This window comes from Streptomyces longispororuber (assembly GCF_024448165.1).
In the GTDB taxonomy this organism is placed as follows: domain Bacteria; phylum Actinomycetota; class Actinomycetes; order Streptomycetales; family Streptomycetaceae; genus Streptomyces; species Streptomyces longispororuber_A.
The window spans coordinates 29,358-54,348 of record NZ_JAMOLN010000019.1 but is presented as its reverse complement, the minus strand read 5'-3'; the positions used below and the strand labels follow the sequence as shown (position 1 = coordinate 54,348).

The 24,991-nt window shown below is 73.3% G+C and carries 21 protein-coding genes; 8 read left to right on the top strand and 13 right to left on the bottom strand.

Annotated elements, in window-relative coordinates:
* The first annotated feature begins 84 nt into the window (after nucleotides 1-84).
* Entirely contained in the window at nucleotides 85-2,067 is a 1,983-nt protein-coding gene (locus tag M4J07_RS08125; protein ID WP_255968934.1) for an N-acetylmuramoyl-L-alanine amidase, read from the top strand.
* Between the two features lie 66 nt (nucleotides 2,068-2,133).
* Here M4J07_RS08125 and M4J07_RS08120 read toward each other — a convergent pair whose 3' ends face one another.
* From M4J07_RS08120 to M4J07_RS08105, 4 genes are all read right to left on the bottom strand, one after another.
* Nucleotides 2,134-4,491, bottom strand: coding sequence for a glycoside hydrolase family 95 protein (locus M4J07_RS08120; RefSeq protein WP_255968971.1), 2,358 nt, complete (start codon nucleotides 4,489-4,491; stop codon nucleotides 2,134-2,136).
* 132 nt (nucleotides 4,492-4,623) lie between these two features.
* Nucleotides 4,624-5,121, bottom strand: coding sequence for a hypothetical protein (locus M4J07_RS08115; RefSeq protein WP_255968932.1), 498 nt, complete (start codon nucleotides 5,119-5,121; stop codon nucleotides 4,624-4,626).
* A gap of 65 nt (nucleotides 5,122-5,186) precedes the next feature.
* The gene (locus tag M4J07_RS08110) at nucleotides 5,187-8,081 is read right to left on the bottom strand and encodes an ATP-binding protein (protein WP_255968930.1); all 2,895 of its coding nucleotides are present in this window, start codon (nucleotides 8,079-8,081) and stop codon (nucleotides 5,187-5,189) included.
* A 100-nt stretch (nucleotides 8,082-8,181) separates the two neighbouring features.
* Nucleotides 8,182-8,805, bottom strand: coding sequence for a CGNR zinc finger domain-containing protein (locus tag M4J07_RS08105; protein ID WP_255968928.1), 624 nt, complete (start codon nucleotides 8,803-8,805; stop codon nucleotides 8,182-8,184).
* A 42-nt stretch (nucleotides 8,806-8,847) separates the two neighbouring features.
* Between M4J07_RS08105 and M4J07_RS08100 the strand changes: the two genes are divergently transcribed.
* Both M4J07_RS08100 and M4J07_RS08095 read left to right on the top strand, forming a co-directional pair.
* Nucleotides 8,848-9,522: a pyridoxine/pyridoxamine 5'-phosphate oxidase gene (locus M4J07_RS08100; RefSeq protein ID WP_255968926.1), complete on the top strand. Its 675-nt coding sequence runs from the start codon at nucleotides 8,848-8,850 to the stop codon at nucleotides 9,520-9,522.
* The gene (locus M4J07_RS08095) at nucleotides 9,519-10,241 is read left to right on the top strand and encodes a leucine-rich repeat domain-containing protein (protein WP_255968923.1); all 723 of its coding nucleotides are present in this window, start codon (nucleotides 9,519-9,521) and stop codon (nucleotides 10,239-10,241) included. Before M4J07_RS08100 ends, M4J07_RS08095 begins: the two co-directional genes overlap by 4 nt.
* Nucleotides 10,242-10,245: 4 nt before the next feature.
* Here the strand turns inward: M4J07_RS08095 and M4J07_RS08090 are convergent, their stop codons facing one another.
* From M4J07_RS08090 to M4J07_RS08065, 6 genes are all read right to left on the bottom strand, one after another.
* Nucleotides 10,246-11,154: a universal stress protein gene (locus M4J07_RS08090; RefSeq protein ID WP_255968921.1), complete on the bottom strand. Its 909-nt coding sequence runs from the start codon at nucleotides 11,152-11,154 to the stop codon at nucleotides 10,246-10,248.
* A gap of 173 nt (nucleotides 11,155-11,327) precedes the next feature.
* The gene (locus M4J07_RS08085; protein ID WP_255968919.1) at nucleotides 11,328-11,570 is read right to left on the bottom strand and encodes a DUF397 domain-containing protein; all 243 of its coding nucleotides are present in this window, start codon (nucleotides 11,568-11,570) and stop codon (nucleotides 11,328-11,330) included.
* Nucleotides 11,571-11,676: 106 nt separating this feature from the next.
* Nucleotides 11,677-12,846 (bottom strand): thiolase domain-containing protein, encoded by a 1,170-nt coding sequence (locus M4J07_RS08080; protein WP_255968916.1) that lies wholly within the window; start codon nucleotides 12,844-12,846, stop codon nucleotides 11,677-11,679.
* Complete coding sequence (locus tag M4J07_RS08075; RefSeq protein ID WP_255968914.1) at nucleotides 12,843-13,913, bottom strand: thiolase domain-containing protein; 1,071 nt, start codon at nucleotides 13,911-13,913, stop codon at nucleotides 12,843-12,845. Before M4J07_RS08075 ends, M4J07_RS08080 begins: the two co-directional genes overlap by 4 nt.
* On the bottom strand, nucleotides 13,914-14,876 hold the full coding sequence (locus M4J07_RS08070; protein ID WP_255968912.1) for a Zn-ribbon domain-containing OB-fold protein: 963 nt from the start codon (nucleotides 14,874-14,876) through the stop codon (nucleotides 13,914-13,916).
* 196 nt (nucleotides 14,877-15,072) lie between these two features.
* Nucleotides 15,073-15,873, bottom strand: coding sequence for a crotonase/enoyl-CoA hydratase family protein (locus M4J07_RS08065; RefSeq protein WP_255968910.1), 801 nt, complete (start codon nucleotides 15,871-15,873; stop codon nucleotides 15,073-15,075).
* A 174-nt stretch (nucleotides 15,874-16,047) separates the two neighbouring features.
* Here M4J07_RS08065 and M4J07_RS08060 point away from each other — a divergent pair, with 174 nt between their 5' ends.
* Nucleotides 16,048-17,679 carry an acyl-CoA synthetase gene (locus tag M4J07_RS08060; protein WP_255968907.1) on the top strand — a complete coding sequence of 544 codons (1,632 nt, stop codon included), beginning with the start codon at nucleotides 16,048-16,050 and terminating at the stop codon, nucleotides 17,677-17,679.
* Here M4J07_RS08060 and M4J07_RS08055 read toward each other — a convergent pair.
* Complete coding sequence (locus M4J07_RS08055) at nucleotides 17,676-18,449, bottom strand: class I SAM-dependent methyltransferase (protein WP_255968905.1); 774 nt, start codon at nucleotides 18,447-18,449, stop codon at nucleotides 17,676-17,678. The two genes, M4J07_RS08060 and M4J07_RS08055, sit on opposite strands and share 4 nt — an antisense overlap.
* Nucleotides 18,450-18,503: 54 nt before the next feature.
* On the opposite strand from M4J07_RS08055, the gene M4J07_RS08050 reads away from it, so the two are divergent.
* The 3 genes from M4J07_RS08050 to M4J07_RS08040 all read left to right on the top strand — a co-directional run bounded on the left by M4J07_RS08050 (nucleotide 18,504) and on the right by M4J07_RS08040 (nucleotide 21,144).
* A complete protein-coding gene (locus tag M4J07_RS08050; protein WP_255968903.1) occupies nucleotides 18,504-19,298 on the top strand; it encodes a GNAT family N-acetyltransferase in 795 nt (264 codons plus the stop codon).
* Between the two features lie 103 nt (nucleotides 19,299-19,401).
* Nucleotides 19,402-19,806, top strand: a complete 405-nt coding sequence (locus tag M4J07_RS08045) for a YciI family protein (RefSeq protein ID WP_255968901.1) — start codon at nucleotides 19,402-19,404, stop codon at nucleotides 19,804-19,806.
* A 15-nt stretch (nucleotides 19,807-19,821) separates the two neighbouring features.
* Entirely contained in the window at nucleotides 19,822-21,144 is a 1,323-nt protein-coding gene (locus M4J07_RS08040; protein WP_308284740.1) for an RNA polymerase sigma factor, read from the top strand.
* Here the strand turns inward: M4J07_RS08040 and M4J07_RS08035 are convergent.
* On the bottom strand, nucleotides 21,075-21,917 hold the full coding sequence (locus M4J07_RS08035; RefSeq protein ID WP_255968897.1) for an alpha/beta fold hydrolase: 843 nt from the start codon (nucleotides 21,915-21,917) through the stop codon (nucleotides 21,075-21,077). The genes M4J07_RS08040 and M4J07_RS08035 overlap by 70 nt on opposite strands.
* A 129-nt stretch (nucleotides 21,918-22,046) precedes the next feature.
* Here M4J07_RS08035 and paaK point away from each other — a divergent pair, with 129 nt between their 5' ends.
* Nucleotides 22,047-23,342, top strand: coding sequence for a phenylacetate--CoA ligase PaaK (gene paaK, locus M4J07_RS08030; protein WP_255968894.1), 1,296 nt, complete (start codon nucleotides 22,047-22,049; stop codon nucleotides 23,340-23,342).
* Nucleotides 23,343-23,351: 9 nt separating this feature from the next.
* Here paaK and M4J07_RS08025 read toward each other — a convergent pair whose 3' ends face one another.
* Nucleotides 23,352-24,863: an acyl-CoA synthetase gene (locus M4J07_RS08025; protein WP_255968892.1), complete on the bottom strand. Its 1,512-nt coding sequence runs from the start codon at nucleotides 24,861-24,863 to the stop codon at nucleotides 23,352-23,354.
* Nucleotides 24,864-24,991: the final 128 nt, after the last annotated feature.

Here is a 24,991-nt window from a genome sequence, read left to right as displayed (position 1 = left end):
GTCGGTGAGCCGATACCACTGAGCACGATCGGCCCCGCACGCACCCGCGCTCCATCCCGACCCCGGCGTTCCCAGGAGGCACCGTTGCATCGGTCCATCCGTCCCCGCACCGCCAGACGTTCCCGTACGGGAGTACGCGCGGCCGGCTCCCTCGCGACAGCGGCCCTGCTGCTCCCCCTGCTGGGCGCGGCGCCGCCGGAGAGCCCGGCGGCCGCCCCTTCGGCGCGTCTGCAGGGCGCGTTCGCCTCGGCGGCCGCCGAGTACCGGGTCCCGCAGAGCGTGCTGCTCGGCGTCTCCTATCTGCAGTCCCGCTGGGACGCGCACGGCGGCGCGCCGAGCGTCACCGGCGGGTACGGCCCGATGCACCTCACCGACGCGCGCACGGCCCTGGCGCGGACCGTGGTACACGACCACGCCGAGGGCGACGCCCGCGGCGACGACTCGCGGGCCCCCCTGAAGGCGACCGCGGCCGACGTGCCCACGGACGCCCAACTCCCCGCACGGCTGAAGACGTTGGTGCGCGCATCCCAGGTCAGCGGCATCCCCGCCGAGGAGCTGCGCAGCGACCCCGCGGCGAACGTGCGGGGTGGCGCCGCCCTCCTCGCCGCGGCGCAGCAGAAGCTCGGCAAGCCGCTCAGCGAGAACCCCGCGGACTGGTACGGCGCGGTCGCGACGTTCTCCGGCGCGGACGACGCGGCGACCGCGGCGACGTACGCGAACGACGTGTTCGCGGTGATCCGCGACGGCGAGCGGCGCACCACGGACGCGGGCCAGACCGTGACGCTCGCCGCCGAGTCCGACGCGAAGCCGCAGGCGGCACAGATCGAGAAGATGGGCCTGCGCAAGGCGAACGCCTCGGACACCGAGTGCCCGAAGACGGTGTCGTGCGAGTGGATCCCGGCGCCGTACGAGGAGTTCGGCGACGGCGACTACGGCAACCACGACCTGGCGGACCGGCCGAACGACCAGAGCATCGACTACATCGTCATCCATGACACGGAGGCGACGTGGGAGGAGACGCTCAAGCTGGTCCAGGACAAGACGTATCTGGCCTGGCACTACTCGCTGCGCTCGACCGACGGCCACATCGTGCAGTCGATCAAGGCGAAGGACGTCGGCTGGCACGCGGGCAACTGGTACGTGAACGCCAAGTCGGTCGGTCTGGAGCACGAGGGCTTCCTGACGCAGCCGGACTCCTGGTACACGGAGGAGATGTACCGGTCGTCGGCGCGGCTGGTGAAGTACCTGTCGAAGAAGTACGACATCCCGCTGGACCGGCAGCACATCCTCGGCCATGACACGGTGCCGGGGCCGACGACGGCGAACATCCCGCAGATGCACACCGACCCGGGCCCGTACTGGGACTGGGCGCACTACTTCGCGCTGATGGGCAAGTCGTTCCACCGCACGGCGGGTCCGGGCGGCGGTGTGGTGACGGTCAACCCGCGGTTCGCCACGAACCAGCCGGTGTTCACGGGCTGCGTGAAGGCGGGCGAGACGTGCGCGCCGCACGGGTCGAGCGCGGTGCGGGTGTACGCGGAGCCGAGCGAGGACGCTCCGCTGATCAAGGACATCGGTCTGCGGCCGGGCGGCCAGGCCTCCACGACCGACGTGAACGACATGGCGTCGCGGCTCTCCACGGGCCAGCAGTACGCGGTCGCGGAGCGCCGGGGCGACTGGACGGCGGTCTGGTACCTGGGCCAGAAGGCCTGGTTCAAGAACCCGGCGAAGCAGCCGACCGCCGTGGACGCCAAGGGTCTCGTGGTCACGCCGAAGGCCGGTGCGACCGAGGTCCCGGTGTACGGGCGGGCCTACCCGGAGAAGGAGGCGTACCCCGCGGGCATGACGCCGCAGGCGATCTCGCCGCTGCCGTACAAGCTGCTCGCGGGACAGCGCTACGTGGTCGGCGGGCGGACGATGGGCGAGTACTTCTACTCCCCGACGTTCGACACGACGAGCCACCGGGTGGTCCGGGGCGAGGACGTGTACTACGAGATCCAGTTCGGTCACCGCGTGGCGTACGTGCGGGCGGCGGACGTCCAGGTGACGCCGTCCACCGTGTCGTAACCGGCAGGATCCGCAGGGCGGTCGGGCCCGGCTTCGCCGTGGGGGCGGAGCCGGGCCCGACGTGTGTCAGCCGAAGACGTAGCGGCGACCGGCGATCGCCCTGAACGTCTGCTGTCCGCCGCTCAACAGGGTGCTGCGGACGGTCAGTTCACGGGTGCGGGCGGCGGTCACGACGAGCCGGGTGGCCCGGCCGGCCGCCCACGTCACGTCGACGGTGGCGCCGCCGCGGGCGCGCAGTCCGCGCACGGAGCCGTCGGGCCAGCTCGCCGGGAGCGCGGGGAGCACCTCGATCACGTCGAACTGGCTCTGCAGCAGCATCTCGACGACGCCCGAGGTGGCACCGAAGTTGCCGTCGATCTGGAACGGCGGGTGGGTGTCCCAGAGGTTCGGCAGGGTGGACGCCCTGAGCTGCTCGGAGAGCATCTTGTGGGCGTGGTCGCCGTCGCGCAGCCGCGCCCAGAAGTTGATCTTCCAGGCCTTGGACCAGCCGGTGCCGCCGTCGCCGCGGGCGGTGAGCGAGACCTTGGCCGCGTCGGCCCACTCGCTGCCGGGTTCGATCTGACGGCCCGGGTGCAGGGCGTAGAGGTGCGAGACGTGCCGGTGGTCGTCGGTGGGGCCGTCGAGGTCGGTCTTCCACTCCTGGAGCTGGCCCCACGATCCGATGCGCAGGCCGGGGTCCAGCCGGTCGAGGGTGTCGGCCAGCTGCTTGCGGAAGGCGGGCGCGTCGCCCAGGGTCTTGGCCGCTTCCAGGGTGTTGGTGAGCAGGTCGTGCACGATCTGCTGCGACATGGCGGCGCCGGCCGTGAAGTCGCCGTGCTCGGGCGAGTAACTCGGCGTCACGACAAGGGTGTTGTCGCGCGGGTCGGTGCGCAGGTTGTCGAGCCAGAACTCGGCGGCCGACTTCATCAGCGGGTAGGCGGTGGTGCGCAGGTAGTCGGTGGAGCCGCCGAAGCGGTAGTGCTCGTAGAGCTGGGCGGTGAGCCAGGCGGCGGCCTCCGGGAACCAGAAGGCGGTCGACCAGTCGTGGACGCCGGTGAAGCCGTACGGGTTGGTCTCGTTGTGCACCACCCAGCCGCGGCTGCCGAACATCTCCTTCGCCGTACGCTCCCCGGGCGCGCGCAGCGCGGCGACGAACCGGTCGTACGGGGCCGTGGTCTCGGGCAGGTTGGCGGCCTCGGCGAGCCAGTAGTTCATCTGGAGGTTGATGTTGACGTGGTAGTCCGCCGACCAGGGCGGGGTCGTCGACTGGTTCCAGACGCCTTGCAGGTTCGCGGGCAGTGAGCCGGCCCGCGAGGACGCGATGAGCAGGTAGCGGCCGTACTGGAAGAAGAGCGCTTCGAGCGCCCGGTCGGCGGCCGTGGTGCCGCCCGTGTAGCCCTTGAGGAGCTGGTCGGTGGGGACGTCGGCGGGCGCGGTCTGCCGGATGTCGAGGGCGACGCGGTCGAAGAGGGTGCGGTGGTCGCGCAGGTGCCGGGCGCGGAGGGCCGGGTGGTCCTTGGCGGCGGCCGCGTCGACGGTGGCGGTGACCGCGGCGTGCGGGTCCGCTCCGCGGTAGTCCGGGTAGGTGTCGGCGTAGTCGGTCCCGGCGGCGAGGACGAAGGAGACGCTGTCGGCGCCGGTGACGGTGAGGCTTCCGTCGCTGTTCGCGGCGAGGGTGCCGCCTTCGTGCCGGACGCGTATCTGCGCCTCGAACTTCAGCCCGTTGTCGGCGAGTTGGCCGCGAATCGTGAGGCGGTCGCCGGTGGCCGTGGCGGTGAAGTCGGTGCGGGGCGAGGTGTGGCGGAGGGTACAGGTGACGCTGCCGGGCCGGTCCGCGGAGAGCCGGCCGGCGAGCACGCCGTCGGGGTGCGAGGCGAGGAACTCCCGGCGGTGCGCGACGCCCTGGTGGGTGTACGTGACCGTGGCGAGCGCGTCGCGCAGGTCGAGGGAGCGGCGGTAGTCGGCGGGGGTGGTGGCCGGTGCGCCGGGGACGTCGAGGTGGAGGTCGCCGAAGGTCTGGTGGGCGCCGTAGCCGATGCGGGGCTGGCCGAGTTCGGCGGCGACGGTGTCCGGGTCGAGCTTCGTCTCGGCGTCGAGGCGGCGCTGCACGTCGGCGAGGGCGTCGGGGCGCGGGCCGCGCCAGTTCCCGAAGTCATATCCGCCGCGGGCGCCGGGGCCGCCGGTCCACAGGGTCTTCTCGTTGAACTGGAGGCGCTCGGAGGCGAGGGTGCCGAAGACCATGGCGCCGAGGGCGCCGCTGCCGATGGGCAGGGCCTCGCGTTCCCAGTCGGCGGCGGGTGCCGTGTACCAGAGGCGCAATTCATCGGAGGGCTCGGCGGGTCGATCGGCTGGGCGATCAGCGACGCTCTCGGCGGCCGACGCGGCGGCCGCCCATGGCCCCGTCCCTGCGGTCAGCGCGGCGGCACCAACCGCCGCGCCCTTCATGGTGGTTCTTCGCGTGATCCCGTTGTGTCCCGTGGAGTGCTCAGGGTTCCCAGAAGGCATGCCTCGTGACGCTAGAGGTCCGATGACTCTCCGGCAAGAGGTGTGCACGCACCGCGTACGGGCGAGGGGAGGTCAGCCCTGCTGGAAGAGCTCCGCGGGCAGCGGCTTGAGCAGCGCGTACAGGTCGTCGGTGATCGGCCGGTCCCAGGACGCGATGGTCACCAGGACGTTGTCGCTGCGGTCGAACTGGACGCAGGAGATCCGCGTCTCGGAGAGCTTCAGACGGCGCACGATGAGGAGGTTGTCGCCCTGCATGACGGGGACGTCCTCGACTCCGGTGACCGTGACCTCCTCGTCGTTCTCCAGCGCGATGAGCAGCTGGGCGACCTCGAAGGGGATCTCGCCCTCGGCGATCTCCCGGGCCGGGGAGCCCTCGGGAAGGTTGCCGATGATCATCGCGGGGCCGCGGCCGCCGAACAGGTCGTAGCGCAGGAACACGCCCTGGCAGCTGCCGTCGGGGGCGGGCAGCAGGCCCGCGCCGAGGTTGCCCGGCCAGTCGCCCGGGTCCATGGCCAGGACGTCGAAGTCGGGGCCCGCGGGGGTCGCTGCTCGGCGGCGGAGGAAGGACATGCCGCCCATGGTACGTCGCCCACGGGGGTTCACCCGCCCCGGGCTCGGTGGGAGCGGGCGGGCGGTCACTCGCCCGAGATGGCCTCGGCAAGGCCCGCCTGGTCCGTGCCCACCTTCCGGTACACGGCGGACAGCAGCCGCACCACGACCGCCTCGTCGAGGTGCAGCTCGGCGCCCGCCTCCACGGGGCTGAGCCCGCGTGCCGCGCATCCGGCGGCGGCCCGCTCCCGGGCGGTCAGGGTGTCCGTCGCCGCTCCGTGCAGTGGCCGGGGCCGCAGACCGGCGGCGGCGAGTTCGTCACGCGCCCGCTCCACCAGACCGTCCGCGCCGCAGACCACCGCGGCGTCCAGACCCCGGTAGAGCTGCTCGGCGGCCTCCTTGACGCGCCCTGCGCGGCGGAGTTCGGCGCCGAGGGCGACGAGCGAGCAGGCCAGTTCGTAGCCGGCCGGCGAGCGCTCGAGATGGGCGACGGACTCCTCCAGGAGCTTGGCGCGGGCCGCACCGGTCGAGACCTCGGCGGCGGCGCGCAGGGCCTGGCCGACGGCCGACGGCGCGCCGAAGTGACGGGCCCGCTCGACCGCGTCGTGGGCGCCGGACAGGGCCCGCTCGGGGGCGTCGGGCGCCTCGGCGCGGGCGAGGTGGAGCTGCCAGGGGCACCACGAGGGGTTGCGCATGCCGCGTGGGTCGAGGCGGCGTCCGGCGGCGGCGAGTTCCGCGGCGGCCTCCTTGGTGCGGCCGAGCGCGAGGAGGAGCTGCCCGTAGACGGTCTGGGCGTCGGGGAAGACGACGGCGGCGGGGAACGGCGGTCCGAAGGAGTACGCCTCCCCCACCTCCTTGGCCTCGCCGATCCGGCCGCGGGCGAGCAGCACCTCGACGAGGGTGCCGACCGCGTACCAGTGGGCGGGGGTGCCGGGTCCGACGCGCTCGGCGAGCCGCAGGCCCGCACGGGCGAAGTCCTCCGCCTCACCGAGCCGGCCGCGCCGGTAGCGGACGTAGCCGAGGATCGTGTACGCGAAGGAGAGGTGGGCGCCGTGCCAGCCGGCCTGCTCGAAGTCGGCGATGCCCTCGACGAAGAGTTCCTCGGTGCGGCCGGGCCGGTCGGCGTAGAGGAAGGAGAGGGCGACGAGGACGGGGACCTCGAAGCCGCGGTCCTCGTCGGCGGCCCAGCGCAGCCCGCCGGCCAGGGCGCGGTCGGCGTGCCGCAGGACGGTGGCGACGGGTTCGCCGCGCAGGGTGGCGTCCCAGGTGCGCAGGCCGATGATGTACCGCTCGGTGAGGTCGCGGCCGGTGAGCCGGTCGGCGAGACGGGCCAGGCGGCGCGAGCGGGCCGGGGAGTCGGGCTCGTCGGCGCGGAAGGCGTCCCACATGAACTGCTCGGCCTGCATCCGCAGCCGGATCCGGGCGTCGCCGGTGGACCTGATCTCGCGGGCGAGGGTCTCCGACGCCTCCGCCAGCCGGTCGCTGTGGGCGAGGACCTGGGAGAGGCGGTAGACGATGCCGTGCCGCAGGGCCGGGTCGGTGATCGGTTCCTCCAGCGCCGCGCGGAGGTGGTTGACGGTGGTGGCGGGCTCGGTGAGCAGGGAGGCGCTGCCGAGTTCGTAGAGGACGACGGCGCGGTCGTCGAAGGTCGGGGGTTCGCGCAGGGCGCGGGCGAGGTAGCGGCGGGCCGCGTCGGGGGCGCCGGCGCGGACGGTCTCGCGGGCGGCGGCCCGCAGTTGCTGGACGACCCAGGGGTCACCGTCGGGGTGCGTCTCCAGGAGGTGGCGGGCGGCGGCCGACGGGCCGAGGCCCGCGTTGACGACGGTCCACGCGGCCTGCCCGTGCAGGGCGACGCGGACGCCGCCGGGGATGGCGCGGTAGACGGCCGTCGCGATCAGCGGGTGCACGAACTCCAGGGTGTCCACGCCGGTGAGGATGCGGGCGGTGCGCAGGCGGTCGGCGGCGTCGGCGGCCTCCTCGGCGCCCAGTCCGGCGACTCCCGCGGCGAGTTCGGGGGATATCTCGGTGCCGAGGATCGCGCAGGCCCAGGCGAACCGGACGGTGGCGGAGCCGAGGCGTTCGAGGCGGGCGATCAGGCCGCTGCCCTTCACGGCGGCGGCGAGGTCGCGCAGCAGGTGGGCGCCGTTCTCGGTCGGTGCCAGGCCGCGGTCGTGGATCTTCGCGGTCAGCTCGACGGCCTCGAACGGGTTTCCCGCGGTGACCGCCCAGCACTCGCGGCAGAACGCGTCGTCGGCGTGCGCGCCGAGCGACTCGCGGACCAGACCCGCGATGGCGAGGGCGCTGAGCGGTTCGAGACCGAGCGGCCGCCGGCCGGAGCGGCCCGGCAGGCCGCGCAACGCCTCGGCGTGGTCGGGGAGTTCCTCGGGCCGGTAGGCGACGACGAGCAGCAGCGGCAGTTCCTCGGCGCGCGGCGCGAACGCGGCGAGCCAGCCGAGCGACTCGGGGTCGGCCCAGTGGGCGTCGTCGAGGACGAGGACCATGGGGGCACGCTGCACGGCGAGGTGGGTGAGCACCCAGTCGAGGCCGTCGCGCAGGCCCTGCGGGTCGGGCGGCGCGCCTTCGGCCGCCGCGCACAGGCCGAGGGCGGGGCCGACGATGGCGTACCAACTGCCCAGCCTGGAGCGGAGTTCGGTCTCGGACGTCCCGGCGAGCTGGGGCTGGACGAGCTGGCGGGCGACGTGGAAGGCGACCCCCTGCTCCTGGTCGCCGCCGCGTGCGTACAGGACGGTGCAGCCCTTGGCCGCGGCGCGCCTGCGCACCTCGGCGAGCAGTGTCGTCTTGCCGAGTCCCGCGGGCGCGGCGACGGCGAGCAGGGCGCCGTGCGGCCGCTCGGGCGGCTCGGCGCCGCCGAGTCGCATTCCGGCCAGTTCGGCCAACGCGTGGTCGACCGCGGCGAGTTCGCTCTCGCGCTCGAAGAGCGTCCGTCGTCCTCGATGGCCACGGCCACCGCGCTGCACCATCAGGCACCCCCTGCCGCGGTGGTGCGCCCGGCGCGGGGAGCCGGTGCACACCGCGGGTTCCAGGCAACTCAGCGTACGCCTCCGGACCCCGGGCGGTGCGTCATGTGGCGTTCCCGGCACGGGAGTTGTGTCGCTCGTGGTGACGGGCCACCCGGGCCCGGTTGCCGCAGGAGGGCTTGCACCACTCCTGGCGCGGGTGCTCCTTGAGGAAGTAGCGCACGCAGCGCGGCGCGTGGCAGGCGCGCAGCCTGGTCCGGTCCTCGCTCGTGAGGAAGGTGACGGCCGCCCGGGCCAGGGTGGCGACGAGCAGGTCCGTGTCGCCCGGCTCGGTGACGGCCAGCTCGCGCACGGCCGGTCCGTCGTCCGGCCAGTCCAGTGCGGGCACGGCGGGGACCAGCGCGGCCGCGGCGTTCAGCCGGGCCAGCGCCTCGGCGACGGGCAGCAGCCTGCGCGCGTCGGCGGGGCTGGGCTCGCCGGGGCGTACGGCGCGGGCGAACAGGGCGCGGACGGCGGCCCGCAGCGCGCGCACCCGCTCCAGGCTCCCGGGGTCGCCGGTGTAGCCCTCGGTCAGGGGCAGTGCGGCGGCGTGCTCGCGCACCCAGCCGGTGAGGCCATCGGGCGCGAGCAGATCGTCGGCGACTCCTCCCTGGCCGTCGTGGCGGACGGTGAGGGCGAGGTCGAGGACGAGCCGGGCGGCGTCGGGTCCTGTGCTGATGTCACGCATGAACCTAATGATAGGTTCCACGTCAACCATTAGCATCGGGGCATGCTTCCGCTGGAGGGGATCATGGACGATCTGCGGCAACTGCTGCGCGGTCTTGAGGTGTTCGCGGGCGAACTGCCGGTCTTCGATCCGGCCGCGGCGCCCGGCACGCCCGCCGAGCTGTTCACCGAGTGGCTGCTCGGCGCCGTGGACGCCGGAGTGCGCGAGCCGCACGCGATGACCCTGTCGACGGCGGGGGCCGACGGAAACCCGCAGGCCCGGACACTGATCCTGAAGGCGGTGACGGCGGACGGCTGGCAGTTCGCCTCGGACGGCGGCAGCGTCAAGGCCCGCGATCTCGCCGCCCGCCCCTATGCGGCCCTCACCTTCTACTGGTCGCCGCTGGCCCGCCAGGTGCGGGTGCGCGGGCCCGTCGTCCGGGAGTCGGCGGAGGCGGGCGCGGCGGACTTCCGGGCGCGGGGCGCGGCGGCGCGCGCGGAGGCGCTGCTCGGCAGGCAGTCCCGGCCGCTGGCCGGCCCGGACGAGCGGGACGCCGCGGTGCGGGAGGCCGAGGCCCGCCTCGCGCGGGAGCCCGGTCTCGTCGCGCCGGGCTGGACGCTGCACACGGTGCGGCCGGACGCGGTGGAGTTCTGGCAGGGCGACAGGGAGCGGCGGCACACCCGGCTCAGCTACCTGCGCACCGGGGACGGCTGGCGGAAGCAGCTGCTGTGGCCGTGACCGGGGGGACGCTGAACTACTGGCGGGCGGGCCTGGACGCCGTACCCGACGAAGTGTGGCGGGAACCGGCGCTGGAGGTCCTGCTGCTGCCGGACAACCGGCTGACGTCCGTGCCCGCGCGCATCGGCACGCTGGACCGGCTGCACACGCTCGACCTCGGCCACAACCTGCTGACGTCGGTGCCGCGCGAGATCGGCGAGCTGACCGGCCTGACCCGGTTCCTGTACCTGCACGACAACCGGTTGACGGACCTGCCGGACGGCCTCGGGGCGCTCACCCGGCTCGGCTACCTCAACGTCGGCGAGAACCGGCTCACCGCCTTGCCGGACACGCTCGGCGACCTGGCGGGACTCGTGGAGCTGCGGGCCCAGCACAACCGGCTCACGGCCCTGCCCGCCACGCTCGGCTCCCTCTCCGCGCTGCGGGAGCTGTGGCTGCGCGGCAACGCCCTGACCGATCTCCCCGGCTCCGTGGCCGATCTGCGGGAGCTGCGCGAGCTGGACCTGCGGGAGAACGCGTTCGGCGCGGTGCCCGGGGCGCTGCGCGGACTGCCGCGGCTGCGCCGCCTCGACCTGCGGAGCAACCGGCTGCGGCAGCTGCCGGGGTGGCTCGCGGAGCTGCCCGCGCTGGAGAAGCTGGACCTGCGCTGGAACGAGGTACGCGTCGCGCCCGGCCTGCTCGACGAGCTGACCGGGCGCGGCTGTGTGGTGCTGCGCTGACGTGCTAGTCGGCCGGGGCAGGCGGGACCACCGCGACCGGGGCCGCCGCGTGCAGCAGGACGGCGTGGGTGACCGAGCCGAGCATCGGGGCGGGCCGGGTGAAGCGGCGGCGGTGCCGGCCGACGACGACCAGGTCGGCCTCGCGGGAGTTGTCCACGAGGTGGCCGGCGGCGTCGCCCGGCGCCACGTAGAGGTCGACCGCCACGTCGGGGTGGGCCTTGCGCAGTTCGGCGACGGCGTCGTTGGCGAAGCTCAGCGTCTCCCGCTCGGTCGCCTCCTGGTCCACGGCGGTCGGCGTGAAGTCGCCGAACGCCGACCAGGCGAGCACCGGCCACGGGTAGGCGGCGACGACCTGCAGCTTGGCGCCGGTGCGCGCGGCGTGCTCGAAGGCGAAGGAGAGCGTGGCCTCGTCCGGGTCGTCGGTCTGCAGGCCGACCACGACGCGCGGTCCCGGCGGTACGGGTGCCTCGCTGTCCACGGTGCGGTCGGGGCGCGGCACGACGACCACGGGGCAGACGGCGTCGCGGGCGGTGGCCACGCCGTTCGAGCCGAGCAGCAGACTGGCGAATCCGCCGCGGCCACGGGAGCCCAGCACGACGAGCTGGGCCTCCTTGCTCATCTCGGGCAGTACCGCGGCGGGCAGACCGGTCCGGCTGATGAACTCCAGGGCCGGCAGCCCCTCACGCCCCGCGAGCTTCTCGCGCAGCTCCTCGATGAGGGGGTCCTCGATGGGCTCGGGAGGCCCTGCCATCAGCACGCCGGGCTGGAGCGGGTACGCGTACTGCGCCACGTGCACGATGCGCAGGTCGGCGCCGCGCCTGGCCGCCTCGGCAAGGGCCCATTCGAGGGCGCGCTGGCTGTCGTCGGACCCGTCGACCGCGGCGACGACGGGCAGGTTGTGCGGCGTGCTCATGACTGGTTCGCCTCCGACACCGGGCACGCTGGTCGTGCCCTGATTTGACCGGCTGTTCCTGTGGCCAGGGTCGCTCACGCGAGGGCCACAGGACAGGGCCGAAGGTCACGTGTCGGAAACCGGACGAAATCCGGCGCCCGTCCACGGCTCGTGGGACGGCGCCGTCCGCTCCGCTACGTCAGGTCGAACTCGCCCTCCCGGGCGCCCAGCACGAACGCCCCCCACTCCGCCGGCGTGAAGATCAGCGACGGGTTCTGCGGGCTTCCTCCGTTGCGCATCGCGATGAACCCCTCGACGAAGGCGATCTGGACATCGCCCAGACCCCTGCTGCTGGAGCGCCAGTCCGCGCTGCTCAGGTCCAGGTCCGGCTTGTCCCACCCCGTGAGCGGGTGCTGGTCGATGGTGCTTTCGGCCACGTCCGTGCTCCTCCCGGTTCGTCGTCCGTGCGCCAGCCTAGCGATCGGTCCGTGCCCCGCACAGGCCACGACGGTGGTCGAAGGTCACCGCATGCTCATCCGTCCGTCAGCGGGTGGGCGGCTCGGCGCCGACGAGCCACATCGAGAAGAACTGCGAGCCGCCTCCGTAGGCGTGCCCGAGGACCTTGCGTGCCCCGTCGACCTGGTGCTCGCCGGCCTGGCCGCGGACCTGGAGGGCGGCCTCGGCGAAGCGGATCATGCCGGAGGCGCCGATGGGGTTCGTGGACAGGACGCCGCCCGACATGTTGACCGGCAGGTCGCCGTCGAGCTCGGTCACGCCGGACTCGGTGAGCTTCCAGCCGCCGCCCTCGTCGGCGAAGCCGAGGTTCTCCAGCCACATCGGCTCGTACCAGGAGAACGGCACGTACATCTCGACGGCGTCGATCTCCCGGCGCGGATCGGCGATCCCGGCCTGCCGGTACACGTCGGCGGCGCAGTCCTTGCCCGCCTGCGGGGACACGAAGTCCTTGCCCGCGAAGAGGGTCGGCTCGCTGCGCATGGCACCGCCGAGCATCCAGGCCGGCGGCTTCGGCGAACGGGCGGCGCCGGCCCGGTCGGTGAGGATCATGGCGCAGGCGCCGTCGGACGACGGGCAGGTCTCCGAGTAGCGGATCGGGTCCCAGAGCATGGGCGACGCCTGGACCTTCTCCAGGGTGACGTCGTGCTCGTGCAGGTGCGCGTACGGATTCTTGAGCGCGTTGCGCCGGTCCTTGTACGCGACGAGGGAGCCCACGGTGTCGGGCGCACCGGTCCGCCGCATGTAGGCGCGGACGTGCGGTGCGAAGAAGCCGCCGGCGCCGGCGAGCAGCGGCTGCTGGAAGGGGATCGGCAGCGAGAGCCCCCACATGGCGTTGGATTCCGACTGCTTTTCGAAGGCGAGGGTGAGGACCGTGCCGTGGACGCGGCCCGCGACGAGGTTGGCGGCGACGAGCGCCGTCGACCCGCCGACGGAGCCCGCGGTGTGTACCCGGAGCATCGGCTTGCCGACCGCGCCGAGCGCGTCGGCGAGGTACAGCTCCGGCATCATGACGCCCTCGAAGAAGTCGGGCGCCTTCCCGATGACGACGGCGTCGATGTCAGCCCAGGTCAACTCGGCGTCCGTCAGGGCACGTTGGGCGGCCTCGCGGACGAGGCCCGCGATGGAGACGTCCCGCCGGGCGGCGACGTGGTGGGTCTGCCCGATGCCGACGATCGCTACCGGTTCCTTGTTCGTCATCGGTCCTCTCCTTGACGTCCTTCGAGTACGGCGACCAGGTTCTGCTGGAGGCAGGGCCCGGAGGTGGCGTGGGCGAGCGCGCGCCGGGACTCGCCCCGGTGGATGCGGGCGGCGGCCTCACCGATGCGGATGAGGCCCGCGGCCATGACCGGGTTGGCGGCGAGCGCGCCCCCGGACGGATTGACGGCCACGTCGTCGCCGAGCCGCAGCACCTTGCGCAGGACGACCTCCTGCGAACTGAAGGGGGCGTGCAGCTCAGCGGTGTCCACGGGCCGTTCGAAGAGCCCCGCGTTCTCGGCGGCGAGCCGCGTGGAGGGCGAGTCGGTCAGGTCGCGCACGCCGAGGCTGTGCGCCTCGATGCGGTGGTCGATGCCGCTGATCCACGCGGGCCGCTCGCACAGTTCGCGGGCCCGGTCGCCCGCGGCGAGGATCACGGCGGCGGCGCCGTCGCCGATGGGCGGGCAGTCTCCGGTGCGCAGTGGCTGGACGACGTAGTCGCCGTGCGGGACGTCCGCGCCGCGCAGCTGGGCGTGCGGATTGCCGGCGGCGTCGGCGCGGCTGCGGGCGGCGACCCCGGCGAGAGCGGGTTCGTCGGTGTGGCCCGCGTCGATGAGGGCCTGCGCCTGGAGGGCGGCGAGGGCGACGGAGTCGGGCCAGAGCGGGGCGACGTAGTACGGGTCGAGCTGCCGGGTGAGCACGTCGCGCACGGAGCCGGGCGACGACTTGCCGTACGAGTAGACCAGCGCGGTGTCGGCGTCCCCGGTCAGCAGCTTCGTCCACGCCTCGTACAGCGCCCACGCGCCGTCCATCTCGACGTGCGACTCGGAGATGGGCGGCCAGGCGCCGACGCCGTCGAGCGCCATGGTGAAGGAGAAGGCGCGCCCCGCGAGGTAGTCGCTCGACCCCGAGCAGGTGAACCCGATGTCGCTGGTCTTCAGCCCGGTGGCGTCGAGGACCTGGTGGAGGACCGGCATCAGCATCTCCACCTCCGACTGCTCCTCGGTGGTGCGCCGGTGGTCGGTCTGCCCGAAGGCGACGACGGCGATGTCCCGGATCGGCGGCCGCATTCAGATCAGCTCCTTGTACGTGTCGTAGTCGGCGTCCGGCTCGCCGGTCGGCCGGTAGTGGTCGGGGTAGCGCCCGCCCTCGGTCCACACCGGTTCGACGCGCAGGCCCATCCGGACCTGGTCGTAGGGGATGCCGCCGATCCGTCCGTGCAGGGCGAGGTCGGCGCCGTCGAGGGCGATGTGCGCGTAGACGTAGGGCAGTTCGATGTCGAGGTTCTTCGCCTTGACGTTGACGATGCAGTACGTGGTGACGGTGCCGGCCGGGCCGACCTCGACCTGCTCGGTGGTGGCCACGCCGCAGGTCGGGCAGGCGCCGCGGGGCGGGACGTAGACCTTGCGGCAGGAGGGGCAGCGTTCGCCGACGGTGCGGTTGTCCGCGAGGGCGTTGATGTAGCGGCTCTGGGCGCCGCCCGGGCTGTAGGTGTAGTCGAGGCGGGCGGCGGCGACGATGCCGGTGACTCCGTCCTCGAACTCACCCGTGTGCGGGGCCGGTCGGATCTGCTCCGGGGTGCTGTCGTCGGGTTCGAAGCAGGCGATGTCGGTGATGGCTCCGGTGCGTTCCGCCGCCCAGCGGACGCGGACGCGCAGGCCGCTGTGGACGGCGTCGGGGCCGGTGGCGTCGAGGGCGTGCAGGAGGGCGGTGTCGGCGCCGTCCAGCTTGACGAGGACCCAGGCGAACGGGGTGTCCAGGGGCTGGCCGCGGCGCGGGGCGGGGTTCCAGGCCCAGGTGGTGACGGTGCCGGTGTCTCCGACCTCGACCAGGTCCCGTATCTCGGCCGCGGTGACCGGGTCGTACTCGACCGGGGGGACGAGGACCCTGTCGTCGGTCGTGCGGACGCCCAGCACGGTGCGGTGGCGCAGTCCGCTCAGGAACGCGGCCTGGACGGGCCCGAGTGACCGGGTGAACGGAAACTCCACGACCAGGGGGGCTTTGAGGATGTCGGGTTGAGGTGCGACTGCCATGGTGCGGTCTCCTTCGGTGGTGGTGGGTGATGCGAGTGCCGTCCGGCGGGGTTCGGGGTTGCGTCTGCGGGTCCGGTGGGGGCCGGCCGCGCCGGGAGATGCCACCCGGAGGGTGTGCATCTCAGGGGCGCGGGGAACTGCGCGACCAGCCCCCACGCACCCGCAGACGCCCCCGGAACCCCGCCGGACGGCACCCTCACTCCCGCCGGAACACAGGCTCCCGCCGCTCCGCGAACGCACGAGCCCCTTCCTTCGCATCGGCCGTGTCGAAGATCGGCCACCCCCGCTTCAGCTCCGCCGCCAGCCCGTCCGTCTCGGTCATCTCGGCGGTCTCGTACACCGACGCCTTCACGGCCTCGACGGCCAACGGGCCGCACGCGTTGATCCGTTCGGCGATCTCCAGGGCGGCGTCCAGCGCCGTGCCGTCGGGCACCACGCGCCCGACGAGCCCGATCGCCGCCGCCTCCGGCGCCGCGTAGGGCCGCCCGGTCAGCAGCATCTCCAGGGCGTGGGTCCGTGCGATCTGCCGGGGCAGCCGCACGGTCGAGCCGCCGATGGGGAACAGTCCGCGCTTCACCTCGAAGAGGCCGAACGTCGCCGACTCCCCCGCCACCCGGATGTCCGTGCCCTGCAGGATCTCCGTGCCGCCGGCCACGCAGTGCCCCTCGACCGCCGCGACGACGGGCTTGCGGGGCCGGTGGTGGCGCAGCATCGCCTTCCAGTGCAGATCGGGGTCCGCCTTGAGACGGTCCCGGTAGTGCTCGCCCGCCATGCCCTTCCCGGCCAGGGCCTTGAGGTCCATGCCCGCGCAGAACACGCCGCCCGCCCCGGTGAGCACCACCGAGCGGATCGTGTCGTCGGCGTCGGCCTCCAGCCACCCGTCGTACAGGCCGACCAGCATCGGCAGGGACAGCGCGTTCTTGGCCTCGGGCCGGTTGAGCGTGAGCACGAGCGTCGCGCCCTCGCGGCGCACGTCGAGATGTTCGGTCCCACCCATGGCTGTCCTCCAGTCGGCCGGAGCTCGGACCCGGAACAGGTTGCAGGAGGGGACCGACCAGTTCAAGAGTTTTCTGACACTCAGTCAGATTTCTTGTGCGGAGGCCCTTCCGCCTTCCCCCCGTCTCTGCTCTGATGACGGCCACACGAGATGCGGCCTGGGTCAGGAGGAGCGGTGGAGTACAACCTTGCCGACCTGTTCGAGTCGGTCGTCGACGTGGTCCCCGACCGCGAGGCGCTCGTCTACGTCGACCATCCCGGCACGGGGGCGGAGCGCCGGCTGACGTACGCGGAACTGGACGCTGCGGCGAACCGCATCGCGCACCACCTCGTCGACAGCGGACTGCGCCCGGGCGAGCACCTGGGGCTGCACCTGTACAACGGCGTCGAGTACCTCCAGACGGTGCTCGCCTGCCTCAAGGCGCGGGTCGTCCCGGTCAACGTCAACTACCGCTACGTGGAAGAGGAGTTGATCTACCTCTACCAGGACGCGGATCTCGCCGCGCTGGTCTTCGACGCGGAGTTCACCGAGCGCGTGGCGGCGGCACTGCCGCGCACGGAGAAGCTGCGGCACCTGGTGCGGGTGGGAACCCCGCCGGCGGGTGCGCCGCCGCTCAAGGCCGTGGACTTCACCGAGGCGGAGGCGACCTCGTCGCCGGAGCGCGGCTTCGCGCGGCGCTCGGCGGACGACCAGTTCATCATCTACACCGGCGGCACGACGGGCATGCCCAAGGGCGTGATGTGGCGTCAGGAGGACCTGTTCTTCTCGGGGCTGGGCGGTGGCGCGCCGACGGGCGAGCCGGTGGCGCGGCCCGAGGAGCTGGCGGAGCGGGTGGCCGCGGGCGGCGACGGCATCACGTTCTTCCCCACTCCCCCGCTGATGCACGGCACCTCCACGCTGACGGCCTTCATCGGCTTCAACTTCGGTCAACGCATCGTCATCCACCGGAAGTTCGTGCCGGAGGAGGTGCTGCGCACGATCGAGAAGGAGAAGGTGACGAGCATGTCGCTGGTGGGCGACGCGATGCTGCGCCCGCTGATCGACGCCCTCAGCGGCCCGCTGCAGGGCACGGACTGCTCGTCGATGTTCAGTGTGTCGTCGTCGGGGGCGATCATGTCGGACACGGTGCGCGCCCAGTTCCAGGCCCTGGTGCCGACCGTGATGCTGCTCAACAACTTCGGCTCGTCCGAGTCCGGCTTCAACGGCACGGCGACGGACGACTCCGGCGCGGGCCAGGGCTTCCGGCTCCGGGTCAACGCCCGTACGCAGGTGGTGGATCCGGCGACGTACGAGCCGGTCGCCGTCGGTGAGGTGGGGCGGATCGCGCAGCGCGGCCACGTACCGCTCGGCTACTACAACGACCCGAAGAAGACCGCCGAGACGTTCTTCCAGAAGGGCGACGAGCGGTGGGTGCTGCTCGGCGACATGGCGACGGTCGACGCGGAGGGCATCGTCACGGTGCTCGGCCGGGGCTCGCAGTGCATCAACACGGGCGGCGAGAAGGTGTATCCGGAGGAGGTCGAGCAGGCCCTCAAGTCGCATCCGGACATCTACGACGCGCTGGTCGCCGGCGTCCCCGACCCGAAGTGGGGCAACCACGTGGCGGCCGTCGTCCAACTCAGGGACGGCGCGCCCGACTTGACCCTTGACGCCGTCCAGGTCCACTGCCGCCCGCACCTGGCGGGCTACAAGATCCCCCGCCAGCTCGTGGTCGCGGACCACATCCAGCGCTCGCCCAGCGGCAAGGCGGACTACCGGTGGGCGCGGTCGGTGGCGGCCGACTCGGCGAAGCCCGCGAGTGCCTAGCGCGCGGTGCGGCGGGCGGTGAGGATCGGCTGGTAGAAGCCGGTCGTCTCCGGGGAGTGCCAGGTGATGTCGGTGAGGCCCGCCTCCGCCGCCAGGTCCGTCAGCTGCTGCCCGGTCAGCGCCCAGGAGGTCGTGCGCCGCTCCCGCACCCGCCACTCCTGGCCGTCGGGCAGCAGCTGGAAGTGGCGCAGGTCGTAGCGTTCGCCGTCGTCGTGCCAGTCCCAGAGCTGGAAGGTGATGGTCCCGTCGGCGTCGGGCCCGGCCGAGAGCTGCGGGGGCGTGGCGGCGGGGCGGGTGCGGCGGAGTTCGTCGTAGTCGCGGACCGTGAGCACGAGCAGACCCTCGTCGTGGAGCAGGCGGCGCATGCCGGTCAGGGCCGTGCGCACATCGGCGGCGGTGAGCAGGTGCGGCAGGGAGTTGTCGGCGCACAGCACCACGTCGAAGGTGTCCGGCGCGAAGGGCAGGGCCCGCATGTCCGCCGCAGCCGTCGGCAGACGCGCCCCGCGTGCGGCCGCCTCCGCGGTGGCGCGGGCCGCCGCGACCGGGCTCAGGTCGGTGCCGGTGACGTCGTGGCCGCGCAGCGCGAGACCGATCGCCTGGGTGCCGATGCCGCAGGCGCAGTCCAGGATCCGGCGGGGGCCCGCGCCGAGCAGCGCGTCGAGGGCGCGCGCCTGCCGGGCCATGCTCGTGTCCCAGTCCGGGAAGATCCGGTGGTAGTCGGGGGCCAGCTCGTCGTAGAACCGGCGCGCCGATGAGGGTGTCGGAGGCATGCCCGGCACCCTAATCCGGTTGCCGCCCGGGCGGGCCCCTGCTGGAGTGACCCGATGGATCAAGAAGCGGTGCTGAACCTGTTCGACCGGCAGCTGCGGCGCGAGGCGCGACCCGACGAACCGGGCGCCCGGGTCGAGCGGGTGGGCGACGTGGTGCGGCAGACCGGACCGCCGGCCGGGTGGAACGGGGTGCTGTGGTCGGACCTCGACGAGCACACCGTGGACGCGGCCGTCGCCGAGCAGGTGCGGTTCGCCCGCGAGCGCGGGGTCGAGATGGAGTGGAAGACGTACGGGCACGACCGGCCCGCGGATCTGCCCGCGCGGCTGCTCGCCGCCGGGTTCGTGGCGGAGGAGACGGAGACGCTCCTTGTCGCGGAGACGGCGCGGGTGCCCATGGACGTGGACCCGCCGGACGGCGTCCGGCTGCTGCCCGTGACGGACGAGGCACAGGTCGAGCTGGTCGAGCGGGTGCACGACCTGGCCTTCGACGGCGGCCGGTCCTCGATCGGGCACCAGGTGCGCCGGCAGCTCGCGCACGACCCGTCGACCGTGCCCGCCGTGGTCGCCCTGCACGGCGACGAGCCGGTCAGCGCGGCCCGCCTCGAACTGCATCCCGGCACGGACTTCGCGAGCCTGTGGGGCGGCGGCACGGTCCCCGCGTGGCGCGGGCGCGGCATCTACCGGGCGCTCGTCGCGTTCCGGGTGCGGATCGCCGCCGAGCGCGGCGTCTCGTACGTGCACGTCGACGCGTCCTCCTTCAGCCGGCCGATCCTGCGGCGGCTGGGGTTCGAGGCCCTCGGGACGACCACGCCGTACGTTCTGGAGGCGGCCGGCCCGAAGTCCCGCTAACTTTTTCCGGGGAATCCGCTCGGCGATGTCGAAAGCGCGGCATCGGCTTCTACCTCCTCGTGAGAGCCGGCGAGAAGCGGGCACCGACCTTGAGGAGAACACCATGAAGTACATGCTGTTGATGCAGTTCAGCGCCGCCCAGCACGACGAGGTCCCGCCGATCGACAGCTGGTCGCCCGACGAGCTCAAGGCGCACATCGCGTTCATGGGCGAGACGAACGCGACGCTGGAGAAGAACGGCGAGTTCGTCGACGCGCAGGGTCTCGCGATGCCCGACACCGCACGGATCGTGCGGGCCGGCGGCCAGGGTGCTCCGGTGATCACCGAGGGGCCGTTCCCGGAGACGAAGGAGTTCCTCGCGGGGTACTGGATCGTGGACTGCGCGAGCGAGGAGCGGGCCGTGGAGCTGGCCGCGCAGGTGTCGGCGGCGCCCGGTCCCGGCGGCCGCCCGCTGAACATGCCCATCGAGGTGCGTCAGGTGATGTCCGCGCCGCCCCAGGAGCTGTGACCGCTGCCCCACCACATCGAGGGTTCCTTCGACGACCTGCTGCGCACGCTCGCGCCGCAGGTCGTCGGCGTGCTCACCCGCCGCTTCGGCGACTTCGACGCCGCGGAGGACGCCGTGCAGGAGGCGCTCCTCGCGGCCCTGCGGCAGTGGCCGCACGAGGGCGTGCCGGACCGGCCCCGCGGCTGGCTGATCACGGTGGCGCAGCGGCGGATGACGGAGGCCGTCCGCGGCGAGCAGGCGCGGCGGCGCCGGGAGGACCTGGTCGTCGCGCGCACGCCGGGTGACCTGCGGACGGCGCCGGCCGCCGACGCGGACGACCCGGCGGGCCGGGACGAGACCCTGACGCTGCTGTTCCTGTCCTGCCACCCGGCGCTCAGTGCCGCGTCGGCGATCGCGCTGACGCTGCGTTGCGTGGGCGGTCTGACGACCCCGGGGATCGCGCGGGCGTTCATGGTGCCCGAGGCGACGATGGGGCAGCGCATCAGCCGGGCCAAGGCCCGCATCAAGGCGTCGGGCGCCCCCTTCGCCATGCCCGGCGCCGACGAGTGGCCCGAGCGGCTCGCGGCCGTCCTGCACGTGCTGTACCTGATCTTCAACGAGGGGTACGCGACCACGGAGGGCCCCGCCCTGCAGCACGTGGAGCTGTCGCGGGAGGCGATCCGGCTGACCCGCGCCGTGCACCGGCTGCTGCCCGACGACAGCGAGGTGACCGGGCTGCTCGCGCTCATGCTGCTCACGCACGCCCGCAGCGCGGCCCGCACCGGGCCGGACGGCGAGCTGGTCCCGCTGGCCGACCAGGACCGCTCGCGGTGGGACGCGGCGGCGATCGACGAGGGCGTCGCCCTGATCACGGCGGCCCTGCCGCGCGGGCCCGTCGGCCCGTACCAGGTGCAGGCCGCGATCGCGGCGGTGCACGACGAGGCGCAGAGCGCGGAGCGCACGGACTGGCCGCAGATCCTCGCGCTGTACGGGGTCCTGGAGGGCATCGCGCCGAATCCGTTCGTGGCCCTGAACCGGGCGGTCGCCACGGCGATGGTGCACGGTCCCGGCGCGGGCCTGGACGCGGTGCGGGTCCTGGCGGCGGATCCCCGGCTCGCCGCGCACCACCGGCTGTTCGCGGTCCGCGCCCAACTGCGGCAGCTCGCCGGTGACCTGGACGGTGCGATCGCCGACTACCGGGCGGCGGCCGCCCGCACGGCGAGCCTGCCGGAGCGGCACCACCTCACCATCAGGGCGGCGGAGCTGGCCGCCGCCTCCGACGAGCCGGATCAGGACTCCGCCGCGAGGAACCCCTCCACCGCGGCCACGAAGGACTCCGCGTCGTCGAGCCAGGGGTAGTGCGCGGCGCCCGGCAGGACGACGACCTGACCGCGCGGGTAGAACTCCGCGGTGCGCCGCACCAGTTCGGGGTTCGGTCCGCCGTCCAGCTCCCCGGCGAGCAGCAGGGCGGGTGCGACGAGGCGGGCGAGGGCGGCGCGGGTCGCGGGCGGGTCGAAGGCGCCCTCGGACGCGAAGACCGCCTCGGCCCGCTCGTTGGTCTGCGCGTCGGTGCGGGCGGCGTGCGCCTGCGCCCGCTCGTCCCACCGCCCGTAGAAGAACGCGTCGTACAGATAGGTTGCATCGTCGCGGCCGGCGAGGAGCTTCTCGTACTCGGCGTACGCCGCGGCGAACCACGGTTCGTGCGACCGCAGGGCGGCCGCGTCCCTGCGGTCCTGTGCGCTCGCCGCGCATCCGAGGGCCCGCTGCGGGGAGGTGACCTGGACGAGGCGGCCGATCCGCTCCGGGTGCCGGGCCGCGTACTGCGCGGCGAGGTTGCCGCCGGCGGAGTGGGCGAGGACGTCCATCCGCTCCAGGCCCAGCCGGATCCGGAGCGCCTCGACGTCGTCGACCTGCCGGTCGCAGCGGTACGTCGCCTCGTCGGCCGGGACCGCGGACTCCCCCGTGCCGCGCAGGTCGAGGAGGTGCAGGGTGCGGTGTGCGGTGAGTCCGCCCAGGTCCCCGAGGTACTCGGACGCGCGCATCGGTCCGCCGGGCAGGCACACCAGCGGCGGCCCTGAGCCCCGGACGTGACAGGCGAGGGCGGTGCCGTCGGGCGCGGTGAACGTGAACATGCCGTGATCCTCACAGGCCCGCCGTCACGAGGGCAACGCGTTTGCGGCACATCCCTTGACGTGGGCAGTCCTGCCTTGCGTTACTGGCGCCAGCAAATCAACCGAATGATCGGTCGGGAGTGCGTTTCGATGACGGAATGGTGGGACCAGGGCGAGCGGCTGAGCGCGCCGGAGCTGCGGGCGCTGCAACTGGAGCGGCTGCGCGAGACCCTGCACCGGGTGTACGAGCGGGTGCCCTTCTACCGGGACGCGTTCGACAAGGCCGGGGTGCGGCCCGAGGACTGCGCGACCTTGGAGGACCTCGCCCGGTTCCCGTTCACGACCAAGGCGGACCTGCGCGACAACTACCCGTTCGGGATGTTCGCCGTGGACCGTTCCGAGGTCCGCCGGCTGCACGCGTCGAGCGGCACGACAGGGCTGCCGACCGTCGTCGGGTACACCGAGGCCGATCTGTCGATGTGGGCGGACATGGTGGCGCGGGCGATCCGCGCGGCGGGCGGCAGGCCCGGCGACACGGTCCACGTGGCGTACGGGTACGGCCTGTTCACGGGTGGTCTCGGCGCGCACTACGGGGCGGAGCGGCTCGGCTGCACCGTGGTGCCCGCGTCCGGTGGCATGACCGCCCGCCAGGTCCGGCTGATCCAGGACCTGAAGCCCCGGGTCATCATGGTGACCCCGTCGTACATGCTGACGCTGCTGGACGAGTTCGAGCGCCAGGGCGTGGACCCCCGCTCCACGTCCCTCGAGGTGGGGATCTTCGGCGCGGAGCCGTGGACGCAGGAGATGCGCCGGGAGATCGAGGAGCGCTGCGGGATCGACGCGGTCGACATCTACGGCCTGTCGGAGGTCGTCGGCCCGGGCGTCGCGCAGGAGTGCGTGGAGACCAAGGACGGACTGCACGTCTGGGAGGACCACTTCTACCCCGAGGTCGTCGATCCGCTCACCGGCGAGGTGCTGCCGGACGGGGCTCATGGCGAACTGGTCTTCACCTCGCTGACCAAGCAGGCGATGCCGGTGATCCGCTATCGGACGAAGGACCTGACGCGGCTGCTGCCCGGCACGGCGCGGCCCGCCTTCCGCCGGATCGAGAAGCTCACCGGGCGCAGTGACGACATGGTGATCCTGCGCGGGGTGAACCTCTTCCCCACGCAGGTCGAGGAGATCGTGCTGCGCACGCCGGGGGTGGCGCCGCACTTCCAGCTGCGGCTGACCCGCGAGGGCCGGATGGACGCGCTCACGGTCCGTGCGGAGGCCCGTCCGGACGCGACCCGCGAGGAGCGGGACGCGGCGGCGCGGGCCATCGCGGCGGGGATGAAGGACGGGGTCGGGGTCACGGTGGGCGTCGAGATCGTCGACCCGGAGACCCTGGAGCGCTCGGTCGGCAAGATCAAGCGGATCATGGACCTGCGCGACCGGACCCCGTGACCGGGCACGTCAGCCGGCGAACCGGTCCCTGAGCTCGCGCTTGAGGATCTTCCCGCTCGCGTTGCGCGGCAGCTCGTCCACGAAGACGACCCGCTTGGGCGCCTTGAAGTGGGCGAGCTTCTCGCGCGCGTGCGCGACGAGTTCGTCCTCGGTGACGTCGCCCGAGCGGACGACGACAGCGGTGACGGCCTCGATCCAGCGCTCGTCGGGCAGCCCGATCACGGCGGTCTCGGCGACGGCCGGGTGCGTGTAGAGGGCGTCCTCCACCTGCCGCGAAGCGACCAGTACGCCACCGGAGTTGATGACGTCCTTCACCCGGTCGACCACGGTGAAGTAACCCTCGCTGTCGCGCACCGCGAGGTCGCCGGACCTGAACCAGCCGTCCCGGAAGGCCAGTTCGGACTCCTCCGGCTTGTCCCAGTAGCCGTCGCACAGCTGCGGGGACCGGTAGACGACCTCGCCGGGCGTGCCGTCGGGCACGTCCTTGCCGTCGTCGTCGACGACCTTCGCCTCGACGAAGAGGACGGGCCGCCCGCAGGAGTCCATCCGCCCCTCGTGCTCGTCGGGTCCGAGGACGGTGGCGAGGGGGCCGATCTCGCTCTGGCCGAAGCAGTTGTAGAAGGCGAGCGCGGGCAGCCGCTCGCGCAGCCGCTCCAGGACCGGCACGGGCATGATCGAGGCGCCGTAGTACGCCTTGCGCAGTCCGCCGAGGTCGCGGGTGGCGAAGTCCGGGTGCTGGGAGAGGCCGATCCAGACGGTGGGCGGCGCGAACAGGCTGTCGGCCTCGCCCGCCTCGACGAGGTCGAAGATCCGGGCGGCGTCCGGCGCGTCCAGGACCGTGTTCATGGCGCCGACCGCGAGGTAGGGCAGCAGGAACACGTGCATCTGCGCCGAGTGGTACAGCGGCAGCGAGTGGACCGGGCGGTCCGTCTCCTTCAGGTCGAGCGCGTGGATCGCGCTGACGTACTCGTGGACGAGCGCCCGGTGCGTCATCCGGGCCCCCTTGGGCAGGGCCGTCGTCCCGGACGTGTAGAGGAGCTGCACGAGGTCGTCGGCGCCCGGCTGCTCCCCGTCGTACGGGGCGGCGGTGGCCAGGCGGGCGAGCAGCGAGTCGTCCGCGTCGCGCAGCGGCAGGGTCCGCACGCCGTCGGGGAGGCGGCCCGCCAGGTCGGGGTCGGCGAGCACCAGGGCGCTGCCGGACTGGTGGACGATGTACGCGAGGTCGTCGCCGGTCAGGTTCTGGTTGACGGGGACGTGCACCAGGCCCGCGCGGGCGCAGGCGAGGAAGCCGATGAGGTAGGCGTCGGAGTTGTGCGCGTAGGCGCCGACCCGGTCGCCCGGTGCCAGGCCCAGGCCGCGCAGGGCGCCCGCCGCGCGGGAGACCGCGTCGTCGAGCTCCTGGTACGTCCAGGCGCGCGGCCCGTAGCGGACGGCGACGCGCGCCGGGGTGCGGCGGGCGCTGCGCCGCAGCACTCCGTCGACGGTGCTGACTGCCGCTCCTGCTGCCTGTGACCTCGTCATGGCGTGATCCTGTGCGGTGCCGGACGCCAGGTCAAGGTGCCGGACGCCGGACCCGGAAGGGTGCCGCCGCCCCCTCGGCAGGCGACATACCGATTGGTACGCTCAACCGCCCCTGTCCGCACTGCAGT